Consider the following 18,491-nt stretch of genomic DNA (forward strand, 5'->3'; position numbering starts at 1 on the left):
GCGCGGTGCCGAGGCGTTGGCGCCAGCCCTCATCCCCGCGCGGCGGCGGCGCGGGCCGGGACGGACGGCGGGACGCCACGCCGCGCGACGGCGCGTGGCGCTGCAGGGCGGCCCTGGGAGGCTTGGGGGCGGACGGTTTCACGGCTTGTCCTTGGATTCGATGGGCAGTTCGAGCATGGCTTCGACCAGGCCGGGCCGGGCCGGGCCGGGCGGCAGCGGCCGGGCGCGAGGCGGCGTCCTCGTAGGAGAAGCGCGGCGGCGCGGAGGCCAGCGGCATGTCGGAGAGATCCAGCAGCAGCTCCTCGGCGGTGAGGCCCTGCAGCGCCGCCGTCACGGCCTCGCCGCGGCCCTGGGCGCGGGCGATGCCTTCCAGCGCGGCCAGCCGCTCCGGGTCCAGCAGCAGGGCGTTCTCCGCCAGGTCCTTCTCCATCAGCTTCTGGTGCAGCGTGAAGGCCGCCACCGGGTCCTCGCCCAGCCGCTTCATGCGCTCCCAGGCCCAGCCATCGGCGCGGTCGAACACGGTGGAGGCGATCCAGGCCACGCCGCTGAGCGAGCCACGGTTGGCGGCGGAACGTTCCATGGCGGCCATGGCCTGCGCCCGCGTGACGCGCTGCGCGGCGTTGCCGAGCTCCGAGCGCAGCTTGGCGCTGGCCTGCTGGATGAGCTGCTTGACGGCCTCGCCACCGAGATCGGCAGCTCCCACTGCTGGTCGCACACGGGGTCGCGCAACTCGGCGCTGCGTGCGATGGCCGGCCGCACCACCTGCTCGGCATGGCCGTAGTGGCGCAGCCGCGCCAGCAACTCCTCGTTGACCGGGCGGCCGTCATCGACCGTGTACTTCACCGTGCCGCAGGCGGTCAGCCACAGCAGCGGCAGCCACCCGGCCAAGCGCGGCAGGCGTCGCAACGCCACGAGAAAACGGGCCAGGGGAGGGCGTGCGGACATGGCGGGACATCCGGGTTCCGGGCAGGCGCGGGGGCCCAGGTTCACCGGCGAAATGAAACAAAGAAATTTGCTGAGAAAGCAAATGTTAAGTCTTGTCTCCTTGCGCGGGCCGGACGTCCGAGGGGCGCAACCTAGAATTTCTGCCCGCTTTTCACCTTTCTTCGCCCGCCGTCATGACCACCTACCGCATCGCCCCTTCCATCCTCTCCGCCGACTTCGCACGCCTGGGCGAGGAGGTGCGCAACGTGATTGCCGCCGGCGCCGACTGGATCCACTTCGACGTGATGGACAACCACTACGTGCCGAACCTGACCTTCGGGCCGATGGTGTGCCAGGCGTTGCGCCCGCACGCGGTCACGCCCGAAGGGCAGCGCGTGCCCATCGACGTGCACCTGATGGTGCAGCCCGTGGACGCGCTGGCGCAGGCCTTCGCGCGCTCGGGCGCCGACCTCGTGAGCTTCCACCCCGACGCCAGCACGCACGTGGACCGCACGCTGCAGCTGATCAAGGCCGAGGGCTGCCAGGCCGGCCTGGTGTTCAACCCGGCCAGCCCCATCGACGTGCTGGAGTGGGTCATCGACAAGGTGGACCTGGTGCTGGTGATGAGCGTGAACCCCGGCTTCGGCGGCCAGAGCTTCATCGACAGCGCGCTGCGCAAGGTGGAGCGGCTGCGCAAGATCATCGACGCCAGCGGGCGCGACATCCGGCTGGAGGTGGACGGCGGCATCAAGGTGGACAACATCCGCCGCGTGGCCGATGCCGGCGCCGACACCTTCGTGGCCGGCAGCGCCATCTTCGGCCAGCCCGACTACAAGGGCGTCATCGACGCCATGCGCGAACAGCTGGCCCGTTGATCTTGCAACCGAAGCGGCGTTCGGGGCCGGCGCCGCTGCAAATTTCCGCTTGACGCGCGTCACGCACCGGGCCCACACTGCGCAGCGCTCCGGGGTGCAAGGCCTGTTGGCCTTGCTGAGATGGTGAATTCAACCAAACCCGCGAACTTGAACCGGTTAGTACCGGCGGAAGAAGAGCCCTCCTCCTTGTATCCCGTGGCCCCAGTGGCTTTGCGGGAGCCGGGACGACCTTCGGAGCAGCACCACTTGCGAAGGAGTCCCGATGAACGCCCCCCACGACCTGCCTGACCTGGCCCAGCGCCTGGGCCTCACGCGCGAGCCGCTGCCCGCCTCCCGCAAGGCCTACATCACCGGCTCGCGGCCGGACCTGCGCGTGCCGCAGCGCGACATCGCGCTGACCAACGGCGAGACCGTCTCGGTTTACGACACCTCCGGCCCTTACACCGACCCGACGGCCGAGATCGACGTGCGCCGCGGCCTGCCCAGCGTGCGCGCGGCCTGGATCGAGGAGCGCGGCGACAGCGAGTGCTACGCCGGGCGCGAGCGCCAAGCCATCGATGACGGCGGCAAGGCCCGCGACGGCGAGCACATCGCCACCATCCGCGAGCAGGCCGCGGGGCTGCAGCGCCGGCCGCGCCGCGCCAGGGCCGGCGGCAACGTCACGCAGATGCACTACGCGCGCCGCGGCATCGTCACGCCCGAGATGGAGTACGTCGCCATCCGCGAGAACGGCCGGCGCGAGTGGATGGCCGAGTACCTCTCGGACGCGCAGCGCGAGCAGCGCCGCCGCGGCAACCCCATGGGCGCGCACATCCCGGACCTGATCACGCCCGAGTTCGTGCGCGACGAGGTGGCGCGCGGGCGCGCCATCATCCCGGCCAACATCAACCACCCCGAGGTGGAGCCGATGGCGATCGGGCGCAACTTCCGCGTCAAGATCAACGCCAACATCGGCAACTCGGCCGTGACCTCCAGCATCGAGGAGGAGGTGGAAAAGCTGGTGTGGGCCATCCGCTGGGGCGCGGACAACGTGATGGACCTCTCCACCGGGCGCGACATCCACACCACGCGCGACTGGATCCTGCGCAACTCGCCGGTGCCCATCGGCACGGTGCCGATCTACCAGGCGCTGGAGAAGGTGGGCGGCATCGCCGAGGACCTGACGTGGGAGATCTTCCGCGACACGTTGATCGAGCAAGCAGAGCAGGGGGTGGACTACTTCACCATCCACGCCGGCGTGCGGCTGCCCTTCGTGCCGATGACCGTCAACCGGCGCACGGGCATCGTCTCGCGCGGCGGCTCGATCATGGCCAAGTGGTGCATCGCGCACCACCGCGAGAGCTTCCTGTACGAGCACTTCGAGGAGATCTGCGAAGTCATGAAGGCCTACGACGTGGCCTTCTCGCTGGGCGACGGCCTGCGCCCGGGTTGCGCCTCGGACGCCAACGACGAAGCGCAGTTCGCCGAGCTGCGCACGCTGGGCGAGCTCACGCAGATCGCGTGGAAGCACGACGTGCAGACCATGATCGAAGGCCCCGGCCACGTGCCCATGCACATGATCCAGGCCAACATGGACGAGCAGCTGAAGCACTGCCACGAGGCGCCGTTCTACACGCTGGGCCCGCTGACGATTGACATCGCACCCGGTTACGACCACATCGCCTCGGCCATCGGCGCGGCCATGATCGGCTGGATGGGCACCGCGATGCTGTGCTACGTCACGCCCAAGGAGCACCTGGGCCTGCCCGACCGCGACGACGTCAAGCAGGGGATCATCGCCTACAAGATCGCCGCGCATGCCGCGGACGTGGCCAAGGGCCATCCGGCCGCGCGCGCGCGCGACGACGCGATCTCCAAGGCCCGCTTCGAGTTCCGCTGGACCGACCAGTTCAACCTCGGCCTGGACCCCGACACCGCGCGCGAATTCCACGACGAGACGCTGCCCAAGGACTCGTCCAAGGTGGCGCACTTCTGCAGCATGTGCGGCCCCAAGTTCTGCTCGATGAAGATCACGCAGGAGGTGCGCGACTACGCCGCGCAGCAGGCCGCCGACGCCGGCATGGCGCAGAAGTCCGCGGAGTTCAAGGCTTCGGGCGGCGAGCTCTACATCCCCATCGCGAAGGGCTGAGCCATGGCGGGCCTTTGCATCGGCATCGCCGGGGCGGGGCTGCTGGGCCGGCTGCTGGCATGGCGGCTGGCCCGGGGCGGCCATCGCGTCACGGTGTTCGATCCGGCCGCGGGGCCCGCGCCGTCCTTCGACGGCACGGGCGCGGCCGGCTTCACCGCCGCGGGCATGCTCAGCCCGCTGGCCGAGCTGGACAACGCCACGCCGGCGCTGGCCGCGCAGGGCTGGCGCGCCATCGGGCTGTGGCAGGCCGTCGCGCAGGCACTGGATGCGCCCGCACTCATGCGCCGCCGCGGCAGCCTGATGCTGGCGCACCGCGGCGACCTGGGCGCGGCGCAGCGCGTGCTGGCGCGGCTGGAGACGGCGCCGGCGGGCTTTCCCACGCCGCAGGCGCTGGCGCCCGCCGCGCTCGCCGAGCTGGAGCCCGCGCTGCAGGCGGCCAACGCCTGGCTGCTGCCCCAGGAAGGGCAGATCGACACCGTCGCCACGCTGGAGCAGCTGCACCGCCAGGTCCGTGGCGTGGGCTGGCGCTGGGGCACCCGCGTGGCGGACGTGTCGCCGGGGCGGCTGACGCTGGAGGGCGGCGAGGCCCTGGCCTTCGACCTCGCCATCGACGTGCGCGGCGCGGGCGCGCGCCCGGCGCTGCCGGTGCGCGGCGTGCGCGGGGAAACCGTGTGGCTGCGCCTGGCCGGGCACGGCCTTACGCGGCCGGTGCGGCTGCTGCATCCGCGCCATCGCGTGTACTTGGTGCCGCGCTCGGCCGATTTGCTGATCCTGGGCGCGAGCGAGGTGGAGAGCGAGGACCGCTCGCCGGTGTCGCTCAAGAGCGCGGTGGAGCTGATGAGCGCCGCGCACAGCGTGATGCCGGCGCTGGCGGAGGCGCGCATCGAGCGGCTGGACCGCAACCTGCGCCCGGCCCTGCCCGACAACGAGCCGCGCACCGAGCTCGGCGACGGGCTGCTGCGCCTCAACGGCCTGTTCCGCCACGGCTGGCTGCTGGCGCCCGCGCTGGTGGAGGAGGCGCTGGCGCGCGCGGCGCTGGTGCCGGCGCTGGAGGCCGCGGCATGAGCGAAGAGGTGCGGACCATCGAGATCCAGCTCGACGGCGTGCCCTGCCAGGTGGCGCCCTGCACCCTGGCCGAGCTGGTGCAGCGCCTGGGCCATGCCAGCGAAGGCGTGGGCACGGCGCTCAACGGCCGCTTCGTGCCGCGCGGGCAACGCGACCGGGCGCTGCAGCCCGGCGACGCGGTGCTGCTGTTCAAACCCATCGTCGGCGGCTGAGGGCCGTCCGACCTCTCTCCCAGGAACCGTCATGCATTCCCACGACGCCACCACCGCCCCCGGCTTCGACGATCCGCTGCGCATCGCCGATGCCGTGCTGGGCAGCCGCTTCTTCCTCGGCAGCGCGGGCTATCCCTCGCCGCAGGTGCTGCACGACGCGCTGCGCGCCGCGCACACGCAGGTGGTGACGGTGGGCCTCAAGCGCACGCTGCACGCCGCCGGCGACAACGGCTTCATCCACCTGCTGCAGGAGGCCATGCGCGCCAACGGCGCGCGGCTGCTGCCCAACACCGCCGGCTGCCGCAGTGCGCGCGAGGCGGTGCAGCTCGCGCACATGGCGCGCGAGCTGTATGGCACGCCATGGGTCAAGCTGGAGGTCACGGGCGACGACCACACGCTGCAGCCCGATCCCTTCGAGCTGCTGTCGGCCGCCACCGAGTTGGTGAGGGAAGGTTTCACCGTCTTCCCCTATTGCACCGACGACCTGGTGCTGTGCCGCCGCCTGCTGGACGCGGGCTGCGCGGTGCTGATGCCCTGGGGCTCGCCCATCGGCTCGGGGCAGGGGCTGCTGAACCCCTTCGCGCTGCGCACGCTGCGCGAGCGGCTGCCCGATGCGGTGCTGATCGTCGATGCCGGCTTGGGCGCGCCCTCGCACGCGACGCAGGCGCTGGAGCTGGGCTTCGACGCCGTGCTGCTGAACTCGGCCGTGGCGCAGGCGCGCGACCCGGTGCGCATGGCCGCCGCCTTCCGCGACGCGGTGCGCGCCGGCCGTAACGCCTGGCGCGCCGGCGTGATGGCCAAGCAGGACTTCGCCGTGCCCAGCACCCCCGTGGGCAGCGAACCGGTGCTGCTGGGATGAGCGCGATGTTGCCCATCGTCTGGAGCATCGCCGGCACCGACAGCGGCGGCGGTGCGGGTCTGTCGGCCGACCAGCGCATGGCCGACGTTTTCAATTTGCACCTGTGTCCGGTGGTGGCCGCCGTGACGGCGCAGAGCTCCACCGCCGTCACGCGCATCGAGCCGCTGGCGCCCGAGCTGATCGAGGCGCAGCTGCTGGCGCTGGAAGGCGACATGCCGCCCAGGGCGCTGAAAACCGGCCTGCTCGGCGGTGTGGCGCAAGTGGAGCTGGTGGCGCGCTGGGTGGACCGGCTGCGCGCGCGCGGCCCGCTGGCGCTGGTGGTGGACCCGGTGCTGGGCGCCAGCACCGGCGCCGGCTTCGTGGACGAGGCCACGCTGCGCGCCTACCGCGAGTTGCTGCTGCCGCGCGCCACCGTGATCACGCCCAACCGGCGCGAAGCCGTGGCGCTGCTGGGCGAGGCGCTGGCTGGCGGCAACGACGCGTCCACCGCGCCCGCGCTGGCGCGCGCGTTGCGGGCGCAACTTGGCGCGCGCAGCGTGTGCATCACCGGCGGCGACAGCGCGCAGGACGGCGAGGAGGCACTGGACTGGATCGCCACGCCGCAGGCCGAGGGCTGGCTGGCGCTGCCGCGCCAGGCCACGCCGCACACGCACGGCACGGGCTGCAGCTTCGCCACCGCGCTGGCCTGCGCGCTGGCGCTGGGCTTCGTGCCGGCCGACGCCGCGGTGCTGGCCAAGATGGCCACGGCGCAGGCGCTGCGCCACGGCGGCGCGGCCGGGCAGGGCGCGGGACCGGTGCGCGCGCGGCCCGGCTTCGGCCTGGAGCCGGCGCTGCTGCCGCGCATGAGCTGGGGCGAGAAGCCGGAGTTCGGGCCCAGGGACGCCTCCCCCGGTGCCACGGCGGCGCATCCGCTGGACCTCTATGCCATCGTGGACAGCGCCGCGCGCGTGCGCCAGACGTTGGCGGCGGGGGTGCGCACGCTGCAGCTGCGCATCAAGACGCCGCCGCAGCCCGATGCGGCCTGGCACGCTGCGCTGGCCGAAGAGATCCGCGCCGGCATCGCGGCCTGCCGCGCGGCGGGGGCGGAGCTGTTCGTCAACGACCACTGGCGGCTGGCGCTGGAGCTGGGCGCCGAGGCCGTGCACCTGGGGCAGGAAGACCTGATGGCGCTGGGCGACGCGGGCCGCCGGGCGCTGCGGGACAGCGGGCTGAAGCTGGGCATCAGCACGCACAGCCTGTGGGAGCTGTGCCGCGCCGCGACGCTGCGCCCGCGCTACCTGGCCTGCGGCCCGGTGTGGCCCACGCTGACCAAGGCCATGCCCTGGCGTCCGCAGGGGCTGGACAACCTCGCGTGGTGGTGCGCCATGGCGCCGGCGCCGGTGGTGGCCATCGGCGGGCTGCTGGAGGCGGCGCAGTTCGAGCAGGCCGCGCGCTGCGGGGCCGATGGCCTGTGCGCCGTGCGCGTGCTGGGCGAGGAGCCGGCGCGCACGGTGCCGGCGCTGCAGTCGGCGCTCAGGCAAGGGCGCGCCGCGCCGGCGCTGCCAGTGCCGGCGCTGCCGCATCCCAGCCTCGAACGCGAGGACTGACCAGGCGGCCGGGTGTGCATCCCCCGGCCGTCTCCAAGCCGGCCCGGGCCATCACCTGGGCACAGGGCTTGCCGGATCAGGGCTCCCAAGCTGGTGATGTGATGAGCCCTCAAAACCCCGCCTCCCCCGACCCCGAGCTGCCGGTGACCTTGCCGGTGGTCAGGGAAGAGCTGCACGTGAACACGCGGACCGAGGAGGTCGGCGTGCTGCGCGTGCGGGTGCTCACCGAGGAGCACAGCGAAACGCTGGAGCACTCGCTGGAGCAGGAGAGCGTGGTGGTGGAGCGGGTGCCCGTGGGTGTGGCGGTGGCGCAGACGCGCGAGCCGTGGACCGAGGGCGAAGTGCTGGTGGTGCCGGTCTACGAAGAGGTGATTGAGCGCCGCCTGGTGCTCAAGGAGGAAATCCGCCTGCACCGCCAGCGCTTCACCACGTCGCACACCGAACAGGTGCCGCTGCGGCGGCAACGTGCGGTGGTGGAGCGGCGCCAGGCCGATGGTTCCTGGACCGAGGTCGACAACGCCTGAAGGCTCGTCGCGAACCAGCTGCAACTGCCTGCGGGCTTGGCCCGCTCGCAAACCAAGGAGTCCGGAAATGAGACAGACCGTCGTTGGCGTATTCGATTCGGATGCCGAGGCCCAGCGCGCAGCGCAGGCCCTGGCCAATACGGGTATCGACCCGGCCTGCGTGCACGTCACGCATTCCGACGACACCACGCTGGGCAGCACCGCGGCCACCGACACGACCACCACGCACGCCGACACCGGCGTGATGGGTCGCGTGCGCAACTTCTTTGCCGACCTGTTCGGGCCGGACGATGACCGCGAGGTCGGCCACTACGCCGAGGCCGTGCGCCGCGGCGCGGCGGTGGTGAAGGTGGACGTGGACGACGACGCGCGGCTGGACCAGGTGCGCGACACGCTGCAGAGCTCCGGCGCGGTGGACATCGACGAGCGCGTCGAGTCCTGGCGCTCCGAGGGCTGGAGCGATGACGCCCTGTCCACGCCCAGCACCGCGGCTGCCGCCACCAACACCACGCTGGACCGCGACCGCACCACGCTGGGCGAAACGCTGGGCAACGAGGCCACGGCCCGCGTGCGCGCCACGGGCGACACCGAGGGCGTGATCCCGGTGGTGCGCGAGGAACTGCAGGTCGGCAAGCGCGCGGTGAGCACGGGCGGCGTGCGCGTGTACTCGCGCACCGTCGAGACGCCGGTGAACGAGACCGTGCAGCTGCGTGAGGAGCATGCGCAGGTCGAGCGCCGCCCGGTGGACCGTCCGGCCACCGCCGCCGACTTGGCGGACCTCAAGGACCGCACCATCGAAGTCCGCGAGACCGCCGAGCAGCCCGTGGTGCAGAAGACCGCGCGCGTGGTGGAAGAGGTGCGCGTGGGCAAGACGGTGGAGCAGCGCACCGAGCAGGTCCGCGACACGGTGCGCAGCACCGAGGTCGAGGTCGAGAACTTGGCGGGCAGCCGCGCCGGGGCCTTCGACAGCGACTACTACCGCAACGACTGGCAGACCAACTACGCCAGCCTGGGCGGCAGCTACGACGATTACGAGCCGGCCTACCGCTACGGCCACACGCTGCGCAGCGACGCGCGCTACGCCGGCCGCGACTGGGATGCCGTCGAAGCCGACGCGCGCCGCGACTGGGAGACGCGCTATCCCGGCGGCACCTGGGAGCGCATGAAGGGCGCCGTGCGCCGCGGCTGGGAGCGCACCAAGGACGCCATGACGCCGGACTCGATGCAGCGCGGCTCGGCCTATGACGACGACTACTACCGCCGCGACTGGCAGACCAACTACGCCAGCCTGGGCGGCACCTACGACGACTACGAGCCGGCCTACCGCTACGGCCACACGCTGCGCAGCGATGCGCGCTACGCCGGCCGCGACTGGGATGCCGTCGAAGCCGACGCGCGCCGCGACTGGGAGACGCGCTATCCCGGCGGCACCTGGGAGCGCATGAAGGGTGCGGTGCGCCGTGGCTGGGATCGCATGACCCAGTAACGCCCGCCCTGGGCCGCAGGCCGCCTCGTGGGCGGCCTGCGGCCTGGGTCCTGCCACCAAGAGAAGCCCGGCTCGTGCCGGGTTTCGCGTTTGCGGCATGCGGGACTCAAGTCCCGTGTGCGCGGGGCGCCGCCGGGTAGCCGCTACATTGCGGGCCCTTGTCGACTGCTGCCGTAGGACTCGCCGTGAATGCTCTTCGTTTGGACGCCGCCATCATCGACCTCGACGGGACGATGGTGGACACGCTGGGCGACTTCGTCGTCGCGCTCAACGCCATGCTGGCCGACCTGGCGCTGCCGGCGGTGGAGCGCCACTTCGTCGAACAGACGGTGGGCAAGGGTTCGGAGCACCTGATCCGCCGCACGCTGGCGCACGCGGGCGCCGCGCCGGAGCGCTTCGACGCCGCCTTCGCGCGCTACCAGCACCACTACCTGGCCATCAACGGCCGGCATTCCGAGCTCTATCCCGGCGTGGTGGAAGGCTTGCGGCAATTGCAGGCGGCGGGGCTGAAGCTGGCCTGCCTGACCAACAAGCCCGGCGCCTTCGCGCGGCCGCTGCTGGCGGCCAAGGGCATCGAGCACTTCTTCACCTTCGTCTTCGGTGGCGACGCCTTCGCGGCCAAGAAGCCCGATCCGCTGCCGCTGCTCAAGACCTGCGAGGCGCTGGGCACGGCGCCCGGCCGCACGCTGATGGTGGGTGACTCCAGCAACGACGCCGAGGCCGCGCATGCCGCGGGCTGCCCGCTGGTGCTGGTGAGCTACGGCTACAACCACGGCCAGCCGGTGCGCGAGCTGCGCGCCGAGGCGCACGTGGACCGGCTGGACGCGCTGGACCTGGCGGCGCTGCGGCAACGCCCCTGAGCGAAGGCCCTGTTTCAATGCGTCCCTCCCCGGGCCTCGGGCTTGCGCCGCGAGCCTGCTAGACTGGAACGCATCATGTTTTTGGCGCGCAAACTGACGAAGGGGTCGATCGACCGGGGAGCCTGGCCCTGGCGAGGCTGGCCTGCCTGACGTTTGGTTTGCGCCCCGGCCGTCGTGACGACGTGCCTGCGGCGCCTGCCCCAGCCGGCCGCCCCTGAGCGGCCCTGAACCACCGACCTTACGGGCCGCCTGCCTTGGGCGCCCGCCGGGCCTGGAGGGCCCGCACCGTGATCACTGAACTCGAATTCAAGAGCCTGGCCGCCGAAGGTTTCAACCGCATCCCGCTCATCGCGGAAGCCTTCGCCGATCTCGAAACGCCGCTGTCGCTGTACCTGAAGCTCGCCGGCGGACGGCCGCACAGCTTCCTGCTGGAGTCCGTCGTCGGCGGCGAGCGCTTCGGCCGCTATTCCTTCATCGGGCTGCCCGCGCGCACGCTGCTGTGCGCCACGGGGCTCAAGACCGAGATCGTCACCGACGGCCAGGTGGTGGAGACCCACGAGGGCAACCCGCTGGACTTCATCGCCGCCTACCAGCAGCGCTTCAAGCCGGCGCTGCGCCCGGGGCTGCCGCGCTTCTGCGGCGGGCTGGCCGGCTACTTCGGCTACGACGCCGTGCGCTTCATGGAGTCCAAGCTCGCGCGCACGGTGAAGGAGGGCGGCATCGGCACGCCCGACATCCTGCTGCTGCAGACCGAGGAGATCGCCGTCATCGACAACCTGTCGGGGCGGCTGTACCTCATCGTGTGGGCCGACCCGGCGCAGCCCGAGGCCTACTTCAAGGCGAAGAAGCGCCTGACCGAGCTCACCGACAAGCTGCGCTACAGCGTCAGCGCCCCCTCGGTGAAGCGCGGGCAGTCGCATGAGGTCGAGCGCGAGTTTGCCAAGGCCGACTTCGAGGCGGCGGTGCTGCGCTGCAAGGAGTACATCGCCGCGGGCGACTGCATGCAGGTGGTGCTGGGGCAGCGCCTGAAGAAGCGCTACACCGAGAGTCCGCTGTCTCTCTACCGCGCGCTGCGCTCGCTGAATCCCTCGCCCTACATGTACTTCTACGACCTGGGCGAGTTTCAGATCGTCGGCTCCTCGCCGGAAATCCTGGTGCGGCACGAGCACGTGGCCGAGGGCGAGAAGGTCACGATCCGCCCGCTGGCCGGTACGCGGCCGCGCGGCGCCACGCCGGAGAAGGACGCCGCCAACGAGAAGGAACTGCTGGCCGATCCGAAGGAGCGCGCCGAGCACCTGATGCTCATCGACCTGGCGCGCAACGACATTGGCCGCATCGCCCAGACCGGCAGCGTCAAGGTCACGGAAGCCTTCGCGGTGGAGCGCTACTCGCACGTGATGCACATCGTCAGCAACGTCGAAGGGCTCTTGAAACCCGGCACCAACAACCTCGACGTGCTGCGCGCCACCTTCCCGGCGGGCACGCTCTCCGGCGCGCCCAAGATCCGGGCCATGGAGATCATCGACGAGCTGGAGCCGGTGCAGCGCGGCATCTACGGCGGCGCCTGCGGCTACCTGAGCTTCGCCGGCGACATGGACGTGGCCATCGCCATCCGCACGGGCATCGTCAAGGACCAGGTGCTGTACGTGGCCGCGGCGGCCGGCGTGGTGGCGGACTCGGTACCCGAGCTGGAATGGAAGGAAACCGAGGCCAAGGCGCGGGCCGTGCTGCGCGCCGCTGAACTCGTTGAAGAAGGCTTCTGAAGGAGACCGCCATGCTGCTGATGATCGACAACTACGACTCCTTCACCTTCAACCTGGTGCAGTACTTCGGCGAGCTGGGCGAGGAAGTGCGCGTGTTCCGCAACGACGAGATCACGCTCGAAGGCATCGCGGAGCTCAAGCCCGACCAGCTGGTGCTGTCGCCGGGGCCGTGCTCGCCGGCGGAAGCCGGCATCTGCGTGCCTGCCATCCAGCACTTCGTGGGAAAACTGCCGATCCTGGGCGTGTGCCTGGGGCACCAGAGCATCGGTGCCGCGCTGGGCGGGAAGATCATCCGCGCCCAGGTGCAGATGCACGGCAAGGTGAGCACCATCCACACCGACCGGGCGGGCGTGTACGCCGGGCTGCCGCAGGACTTCGACGTGGTGCGCTACCACTCGCTGGCCATCGAGCGCGAGACCCTGCCGCAGGAGCTGATCGTCACCTCGCGGACGGATGACGGCGAGATCATGGGCGTGCGGCATCGCGACCTGGCGGGCACGCGCACGCCGCTGGAGGGCGTGCAGTTCCATCCCGAGTCCATCCTCTCCGAGCACGGGCACGCGATGCTGCGCAACTTCATCGAAATGAGCCGCGCGGCATGAGCACGGTGAGCTACGGCAGCGCCGCGGCAGCGGTGCCGGTGGGCGCGCCGGACGTGGTGGACCTGCGCAGCGACACCGTCACGCGTCCCACCGCCGCCATGCGCGCGGCGATGCTGGCCGCGCCGGTGGGCGACGACGTGTTCGGCGACGACCCCACGGTCAACGCGCTGCAGGCGCGCGTGGCGGCGCTGCTGGGCCAGGAGGACGCGCTCTTCATGGCCAGCGGCACGCAAAGCAACCTGTGCGCGCTGCTGTCGCACTGCGGGCGCGGCGACGAGTACATCGCCGGCAACCTCGCGCACTGCTACCGCTACGAGGGTGGCGGTGGGGCGGTGCTGGGCGGCATCCAGCCGCAGCCGCTGCCGCAGCAGCCGGACGGCACGCTGCTCCTTTCGGACATCGAGGTCGCCATCAAGCCTGATGACGAGCATTTCGCGCGCACGCGGCTGCTGTGCCTGGAGAACACCTGGAACGGCAACGTGCTGCCCGCCGGCTACGTGGAGGCGGCCACGGCGCTGGCACGCCGGCGCGGGCTGACGACGCACCTGGACGGCGCGCGCCTGTTCAACGCGGCGGTGGCGTCGGGCGTGGCGCCGGCCGAGATCGCGCGCCACTTCGACTCCGTCTCGGTCTGCTTCAGCAAGGGCCTGGGGGCGCCGGTGGGCTCGATGCTGTGCGGCGCGCGCGAGCTGATCGCCCGCGCGCGGCGCGTGCGCAAGATGGTTGGCGGCGGTATGCGCCAGGTCGGTGTGCTGGCGGCAGCGGTGGACCACGCGCTCACGCACCACGTGCAGCGCCTGGCCGAGGACCACGCGCTGGCGGCGCGCCTGGCTCAGGGGCTGGAGGGCCTGCCGGGCCTGACGGTCAAGCGTCCGCAGACCAACATCGTCTTCGTGGACGTGGCCGGCGGGCGCGGCGAGGCGCTGCTGGCGCACCTGCGCGCGCGGGGCGTGCTGGCCACGGGGCTGATTGGCCTGCGCTTCGTCACGCACCTGGATGTGGATGCCACGGGCGTGGAGCGCGCCATCGCTGCCGTGCGCGAGTTCTGCGTGCGCGACAACTGACAACGACTGCCTGGAGGCCTGGGATGCCTATCACCAACACCGAAGCCCTGACGCGCGTCATCGAGCACCGCGAGATCTTTCACGACGAGATGCTGGCGCTGATGCGCCGCATCATGAGCGGCGAGATGAGTGCGCCGATGATGGCGGCGCTGCTCATCGGGCTGCGTGTAAAGAAGGAAACCATCGGCGAGATCACGGCCGCGGCGCAGGTGATGCGTGAGTTCTCGACCAAGGTGCCGGTGGCCGACCGCGAGCACCTGGTGGACATCGTGGGCACGGGTGGCGACGGGGCCCACACCTTCAACATTTCCACCTGCTCGATGTTCGTGGCCGCAGCCGCGGGCGCGCGCGTCTCGAAGCACGGCGGGCGCAGCGTCTCCAGCAAGAGCGGCAGCGCCGACGTGCTGGAAGCGCTGGGTGTGCGGCTGGACCTGGCGCCGGCGGAGATCGCGCGCTGCATCGAGCGCACGGGCATCGGCTTCATGTTCGCCCCGAACCACCACCCGGCCATGAAGAACGTGGCGCCGGTGCGCAAGGAGCTGGGCGTGCGCACGATCTTCAACATCCTGGGGCCGCTGACCAACCCGGCCGACGCGCCCAACATCCTGATGGGCGTGTTCCACCCGGACCTGGTCGGCATCCAGGTGCGCGCGCTGCAGCGCCTGGGCGCGAAGCACGCGATGGTGGTCTACGGCCGCGACGGCATGGACGAGGTGTCGCTGGGCTCGGCCACGATGGTGGGCGAGTACCGCGACGGCGGGATCGAGGAGTACGAAATCCATCCCGAGGACTTCGGGCTGCCCATGGCCAGCAACCGCGCGCTGCGCGTGGAGACGCCGCAGCAGTCGCTGGAGATGCTGCGCGGCGTGCTGGACAACCGGCCGGGCGCGGCGCGCGACATCGTGCTGCTCAACACCGGCGTGGCGCTGTACGCGGCGGACGTGTCGGCCTCCATCGCCGAGGGCATCGAGCATGCGCGCGAAGCGCTGGCCAGCGGCGCGGCCAAGGCCAAGATGGAGGCCTTCGTGGTTGCCACGCAGCAGGGCGGGAGCGCGGCATGAGCGACATCCTGAACAAGATCGTCGCGGTCAAGCACGAGGAGGTCGCGGCGGCGCGGGCCGTGCGTCCGCTGGAGGTGGTGCGCCGCGAGGCGGAAGCCTTGGGCGGCCAGCGCGACTTCGTGGGCGCGCTGCGCGCCAAGGTGGCGGCGGGGCAGGCGGCGGTGATCGCGGAGGTCAAGAAGGCCAGTCCGAGCAAGGGCGTGCTGCGCGAGAGCTTCGTGCCGGCCGAGATCGCCGCCAGCTACGAGCGCCACGGCGCGGCCTGCCTGAGCGTGCTCACCGACGAAGGCTTCTTCCAGGGCCATGCCGACTACCTGCGCCAGGCGCGCGCCGCGTGCGCGCTGCCGGTGCTGCGCAAGGACTTCATGGTCGATGCCTACCAGGTGTTTGAGGCGCGGGCGATGGGGGCGGACTGCATCCTGCTGATCGCCGCCTGCCTGGACGATGCACAGATGGCTGACCTGGAAGCGCAGGCGCAGGCGCTGGGCATGGCGGTGCTGGTGGAGGTGCACGACGGCGAGGAACTGGATCGGGCGCTCAAGCTCAAGACGCCGCTGGTGGGCATCAACAACCGCAACCTACGCACCTTCGAGGTCAGCCTGGACGCCACGCTGGCGTTGCTGCCGCGCGTGCCGGCCGAGCGGCTGCTGGTAACGGAGTCCGGCATCCTGGCGCCGGCGGACGTGCATCGCATGCGGGACGCCGACGTGCACGCCTTCCTGGTCGGCGAGGCCTTTATGCGCGCCCCGGACCCGGGCGCGGCACTGCGGGCGCTGTTCGGCTGATTCTGCGCCGCTGAAGCGGTCTGTCGAGCCTGTCCGGGGCCTCGCAGGAGGTCGCGGACAGGCTTTTTCATGGGCGCAGTCGATGTGCCGGCGGGGGAATGGCGGCCGCGGCGCGCGGCGGACCTGTGTGGCCCTAGGCTTGCGCCATGGACGACATCTCACAACTCAATCGCCTGCAGCCGCCCCTGGAGGCGCAGCTGCATGGCATCGACCCCGGCTGGCAGCACGTCGTGGACGGCTGGCTGGACTCGCTCGCCGGGCAGGCGCTGGTGAGCTTCGTGGAGCAGCGGCTAGCGGCCGGGGCGACCGTGTTTCCGGCGCGGCCGCTGCGGGCGCTGGAGCTCACGCCGCTGGCGCAGACGCGCGTGGTGCTGCTGGGGCAAGACCCGTATCACGGCGCCGGTCAGGCCGAGGGGCTGGCTTTCTCGGTGCCTGAGGGGGTGACGCCGCCGCCGAGCCTGCGCAACGTCTTCAAGGAGATCCAGCGCGACTTGGGGCTCAAGCCGCCGCGCCACGGCCATCTGGTGGCGTGGGCGCAGCGCGGTGTGCTGTTGCTCAACACGACGCTGACGGTGGAGGAGGGCAAACCGGCCAGTCATGCCAAGCGCGGCTGGGAGGCGCTGACGGATGCGCTGATCCGTGCTGCGGCGGAGGAGGCGCAGCCCAAGGTCTTCATGCTCTGGGGTGCGCATGCGCAGGCCAAGCGGCCGCTGATCGAGGCTGCGGGCCGCGATCACTTGGTGCTGGTGAGCAACCACCCCTCGCCGCTGGCGGCGACGAAGCCGCCAATTCCGTTCATCGGCAACGGGCACTTCGGGAAGGCCAGTGCCTTCCTGGCCGAGCGGGGGAGGGGGATCGACTGGCGGCTGTGACAGGGGCGGCGGCTGGATTGGCCTGGCCGATCCGGAGCGGCTTGCAGTGGGCCGCCTTGGGTAAAGCGGGAACGTGAACCGACGTTTGCAGGGGGTGTTCGGCGCAACTAGGGGCTGCGTTGTGGAGCGACTGCTGCGATCCTCAGAAATTTTTCTTCGAAAGGCTTTGCATTCTTTTTTTACGGTGTTATAGTCTTGGTCTTGCCTCGGAGGGGTGCCCGAGTGGCTAAAGGGGGCAGACTGTAAATCTGTTGGCTTACGCCTACGCTGGTTCGAATCCAGCCTCCTCCACCAAGGCAAACAAATTCAGCCGTGCTGCGAATCGCTAACGCAGCGCGGTCGGAGCGGCGGCTCTGCTGCGGTCGATGACTTCGGTTGCAGTGGGGGTGCTGTCCGACTCCCAGGGCGGGAGTAGTTCAATGGTAGAACCCCAGCCTTCCAAGCTGATGACGCGGGTTCGATTCCCGTCTCCCGCTCCAGCGATCACGCTTCGGCAGTGGTGTGGGCTCTGATGAAGAGCCTAGACCTGTGCCGATGCCCATGTGGCTCAGTGGTAGAGCACTCCCTTGGTAAGGGAGAGGTCACGCGTTCGATCCGCGTCATGGGCACCACCCAACAGTGAACTCGTTTGATCGCCAGGAGAGCTGAGCATGGCAAAAGGTAAGTTCGAGCGGACCAAGCCGCACGTCAACGTGGGCACGATCGGCCACGTGGACCATGGCAAGACGACGCTGACGGCGGCGATCACGACCATTCTGTCGGCCAAGTTCGGCGGCGAGGCCAAGGCGTACGACCAGATCGACGCGGCTCCGGAAGAGAAGGCCCGTGGCATCACGATCAACACCGCGCACGTGGAGTACGAGACGGCCAACCGGCACTACGCGCACGTGGACTGCCCCGGCCACGCCGACTACGTGAAGAACATGATCACGGGCGCGGCGCAGATGGACGGCGCCATCCTGGTGTGCTCGGCCGCTGACGGCCCGATGCCCCAGACCCGCGAGCACATCCTGCTGGCGCGTCAGGTGGGCGTGCCCTACATCATCGTCTTCCTCAACAAGTGCGACATGGTCGACGACGCCGAGCTGCTGGAGCTCGTCGAGATGGAAGTGCGCGAGTTGCTGAGCAAGTACGACTTCCCCGGCGACGACACCCCCATCGTCAAGGGCTCGGCCAAGCTGGCGCTGGAAGGCGACAAGGGTGAGCTCGGCGAGCAGGCCATCCTGAAGCTGGCCGAGGCGCTGGACAGCTACATCCCCACGCCCGAGCGCGCCGTGGACGGCACGTTCCTGATGCCCGTGGAAGACGTGTTCTCGATCTCCGGCCGCGGCACCGTGGTGACCGGTCGCGTCGAGCGCGGCGTGATCAAGGTCGGCGAGGAAATCGAGATCGTCGGTATCCGTGCCACGCAGAAGACCACCTGCACCGGCGTGGAGATGTTCCGCAAGCTGCTGGACCAGGGTCAGGCCGGCGACAACGTGGGCATCCTGCTGCGCGGCACCAAGCGCGAGGACGTCGAGCGCGGCCAGGTGCTGTGCAAGCCCGGCTCGATCAAGCCGCACACGCACTTCACCGCCGAGGTGTACGTGCTGTCCAAGGATGAAGGCGGTCGTCACACGCCGTTCTTCAACAACTACCGTCCCCAGTTCTACTTCCGTACCACGGACGTGACCGGCGCGGTGGAGCTGCCCAAGGACAAGGAAATGGTGATGCCCGGCGACAACGTCTCCATCACCGTCAAGCTGATCGCCCCGATCGCCATGGAAGAAGGCCTGCGCTTCGCCATCCGCGAAGGCGGCCGTACCGTCGGCGCCGGCGTCGTGGC

Annotated in this window: 17 protein-coding genes, 3 tRNA genes and 1 riboswitch; of the genes, 19 read left to right on the forward strand and 1 reads right to left on the reverse strand. The window is 70.7% G+C overall.

The annotated features are described in order from the left end of the window. A partial coding sequence (locus tag Q0741_RS26350) for a hypothetical protein (RefSeq protein WP_298236166.1) occupies nucleotides 1–703 on the reverse strand: 703 nt, incomplete at its 3' end. A gap of 415 nt (nucleotides 704–1,118) precedes the next feature. On the opposite strand from Q0741_RS26350, the gene rpe reads away from it, so the two are divergent. From rpe to tuf, 19 genes are all read left to right on the forward strand, one after another. Beyond that, nucleotides 1,119–1,799 carry a ribulose-phosphate 3-epimerase gene (gene rpe / locus Q0741_RS26355; RefSeq protein ID WP_298236167.1) on the forward strand — a complete coding sequence of 227 codons (681 nt, stop codon included), beginning with the start codon at nucleotides 1,119–1,121 and terminating at the stop codon, nucleotides 1,797–1,799. An 80-nt stretch (nucleotides 1,800–1,879) separates the two neighbouring features. Then, nucleotides 1,880–1,990, forward strand: a riboswitch (TPP riboswitch). A 71-nt stretch (nucleotides 1,991–2,061) separates the two neighbouring features. Further along, nucleotides 2,062–3,927, forward strand: coding sequence for a phosphomethylpyrimidine synthase ThiC (gene thiC, locus Q0741_RS26360; RefSeq protein ID WP_298236168.1), 1,866 nt, complete (start codon nucleotides 2,062–2,064; stop codon nucleotides 3,925–3,927). Nucleotides 3,928–3,930: 3 nt separating this feature from the next. Next, the gene (locus Q0741_RS26365; protein ID WP_298236169.1) at nucleotides 3,931–4,992 is read left to right on the forward strand and encodes an FAD-dependent oxidoreductase; all 1,062 of its coding nucleotides are present in this window, start codon (nucleotides 3,931–3,933) and stop codon (nucleotides 4,990–4,992) included. Beyond that, a complete protein-coding gene (locus Q0741_RS26370) occupies nucleotides 4,989–5,204 on the forward strand; it encodes a sulfur carrier protein ThiS (RefSeq protein ID WP_298236170.1) in 216 nt (71 codons plus the stop codon). The genes Q0741_RS26365 and Q0741_RS26370 overlap by 4 nt, the downstream gene beginning before the upstream one ends. Nucleotides 5,205–5,235: 31 nt before the next feature. Beyond that, the gene (locus Q0741_RS26375; RefSeq protein ID WP_298236171.1) at nucleotides 5,236–6,063 is read left to right on the forward strand and encodes a thiazole synthase; all 828 of its coding nucleotides are present in this window, start codon (nucleotides 5,236–5,238) and stop codon (nucleotides 6,061–6,063) included. Continuing rightward, nucleotides 6,060–7,649, forward strand: coding sequence for a bifunctional hydroxymethylpyrimidine kinase/phosphomethylpyrimidine kinase (locus Q0741_RS26380; RefSeq protein ID WP_298236172.1), 1,590 nt, complete (start codon nucleotides 6,060–6,062; stop codon nucleotides 7,647–7,649). The genes Q0741_RS26375 and Q0741_RS26380 overlap by 4 nt, the downstream gene beginning before the upstream one ends. Before the next feature lie 101 nt (nucleotides 7,650–7,750). Beyond that, nucleotides 7,751–8,173 (forward strand): DUF2382 domain-containing protein, encoded by a 423-nt coding sequence (locus Q0741_RS26385; protein WP_298236173.1) that lies wholly within the window; start codon nucleotides 7,751–7,753, stop codon nucleotides 8,171–8,173. 67 nt (nucleotides 8,174–8,240) lie between these two features. Continuing rightward, complete coding sequence (locus tag Q0741_RS26390; RefSeq protein WP_298236174.1) at nucleotides 8,241–9,659, forward strand: YsnF/AvaK domain-containing protein; 1,419 nt, start codon at nucleotides 8,241–8,243, stop codon at nucleotides 9,657–9,659. A gap of 185 nt (nucleotides 9,660–9,844) precedes the next feature. Beyond that, nucleotides 9,845–10,519: a phosphoglycolate phosphatase gene (locus Q0741_RS26395; RefSeq protein ID WP_298236175.1), complete on the forward strand. Its 675-nt coding sequence runs from the start codon at nucleotides 9,845–9,847 to the stop codon at nucleotides 10,517–10,519. Between the two features lie 287 nt (nucleotides 10,520–10,806). Beyond that, a complete protein-coding gene (trpE, locus tag Q0741_RS26400) occupies nucleotides 10,807–12,282 on the forward strand; it encodes an anthranilate synthase component I (RefSeq protein WP_298236176.1) in 1,476 nt (491 codons plus the stop codon). Between the two features lie 11 nt (nucleotides 12,283–12,293). Continuing rightward, complete coding sequence (locus Q0741_RS26405) at nucleotides 12,294–12,884, forward strand: aminodeoxychorismate/anthranilate synthase component II (protein WP_298236177.1); 591 nt, start codon at nucleotides 12,294–12,296, stop codon at nucleotides 12,882–12,884. Continuing rightward, the gene (gene ltaE / locus Q0741_RS26410) at nucleotides 12,881–13,948 is read left to right on the forward strand and encodes a low-specificity L-threonine aldolase (RefSeq protein WP_298236178.1); all 1,068 of its coding nucleotides are present in this window, start codon (nucleotides 12,881–12,883) and stop codon (nucleotides 13,946–13,948) included. Before Q0741_RS26405 ends, ltaE begins: the two co-directional genes overlap by 4 nt. 23 nt (nucleotides 13,949–13,971) lie before the next feature. Next, nucleotides 13,972–15,009, forward strand: coding sequence for an anthranilate phosphoribosyltransferase (gene trpD, locus Q0741_RS26415; RefSeq protein ID WP_298236179.1), 1,038 nt, complete (start codon nucleotides 13,972–13,974; stop codon nucleotides 15,007–15,009). Then, entirely contained in the window at nucleotides 15,006–15,794 is a 789-nt protein-coding gene (gene trpC / locus Q0741_RS26420) for an indole-3-glycerol phosphate synthase TrpC (RefSeq protein WP_298236180.1), read from the forward strand. Before trpD ends, trpC begins: the two co-directional genes overlap by 4 nt. Nucleotides 15,795–15,940: 146 nt before the next feature. Beyond that, the gene (locus tag Q0741_RS26425; RefSeq protein WP_298236181.1) at nucleotides 15,941–16,666 is read left to right on the forward strand and encodes a uracil-DNA glycosylase; all 726 of its coding nucleotides are present in this window, start codon (nucleotides 15,941–15,943) and stop codon (nucleotides 16,664–16,666) included. Between the two features lie 208 nt (nucleotides 16,667–16,874). Further along, nucleotides 16,875–16,960, forward strand: a tRNA-Tyr gene (locus Q0741_RS26430). 111 nt (nucleotides 16,961–17,071) lie between these two features. Continuing rightward, nucleotides 17,072–17,145 (forward strand) — tRNA-Gly (locus Q0741_RS26435). Nucleotides 17,146–17,202: 57 nt separating this feature from the next. Then, nucleotides 17,203–17,277, forward strand: a tRNA-Thr gene (locus Q0741_RS26440). A gap of 39 nt (nucleotides 17,278–17,316) precedes the next feature. Next, on the forward strand, nucleotides 17,317–18,491 hold a 1,175-nt coding region (gene tuf / locus Q0741_RS26445; protein WP_298236182.1), incomplete at its 3' end, for an elongation factor Tu.

This window comes from uncultured Azohydromonas sp. (genome assembly GCF_937926365.1).
In the GTDB taxonomy this organism is placed as follows: Bacteria; Pseudomonadota; Gammaproteobacteria; order Burkholderiales; family Burkholderiaceae_C; genus Azohydromonas.

What these genes read in the sequence shown, in the direction of transcription:
- Q0741_RS26380 (WP_298236172.1), top strand. Translation starts at nt 6,060, where the DNA reads ATGAGCGCGATGTTGCCCATCGTCTGGAGCATCGCCGGCACCGACAGC.
- trpD (WP_298236179.1), top strand. Translation starts at nt 13,972, where the DNA reads ATGCCTATCACCAACACCGAAGCCCTGACGCGCGTCATCGAGCACCGC.
- Q0741_RS26365 (WP_298236169.1), top strand. Translation starts at nt 3,931, where the DNA reads ATGGCGGGCCTTTGCATCGGCATCGCCGGGGCGGGGCTGCTGGGCCGG.
- ltaE (WP_298236178.1), top strand. Translation starts at nt 12,881, where the DNA reads ATGAGCACGGTGAGCTACGGCAGCGCCGCGGCAGCGGTGCCGGTGGGC.
- Q0741_RS26425 (WP_298236181.1), top strand. Translation starts at nt 15,941, where the DNA reads ATGGACGACATCTCACAACTCAATCGCCTGCAGCCGCCCCTGGAGGCG.
- Q0741_RS26390 (WP_298236174.1), top strand. Translation starts at nt 8,241, where the DNA reads ATGAGACAGACCGTCGTTGGCGTATTCGATTCGGATGCCGAGGCCCAG.
- Q0741_RS26405 (WP_298236177.1), top strand. Translation starts at nt 12,294, where the DNA reads ATGCTGCTGATGATCGACAACTACGACTCCTTCACCTTCAACCTGGTG.
- Q0741_RS26370 (WP_298236170.1), top strand. Translation starts at nt 4,989, where the DNA reads ATGAGCGAAGAGGTGCGGACCATCGAGATCCAGCTCGACGGCGTGCCC.
- Q0741_RS26385 (WP_298236173.1), top strand. Translation starts at nt 7,751, where the DNA reads ATGAGCCCTCAAAACCCCGCCTCCCCCGACCCCGAGCTGCCGGTGACC.
- Q0741_RS26375 (WP_298236171.1), top strand. Translation starts at nt 5,236, where the DNA reads ATGCATTCCCACGACGCCACCACCGCCCCCGGCTTCGACGATCCGCTG.
- rpe (WP_298236167.1), top strand. Translation starts at nt 1,119, where the DNA reads ATGACCACCTACCGCATCGCCCCTTCCATCCTCTCCGCCGACTTCGCA.
- thiC (WP_298236168.1), top strand. Translation starts at nt 2,062, where the DNA reads ATGAACGCCCCCCACGACCTGCCTGACCTGGCCCAGCGCCTGGGCCTC.
- trpC (WP_298236180.1), top strand. Translation starts at nt 15,006, where the DNA reads ATGAGCGACATCCTGAACAAGATCGTCGCGGTCAAGCACGAGGAGGTC.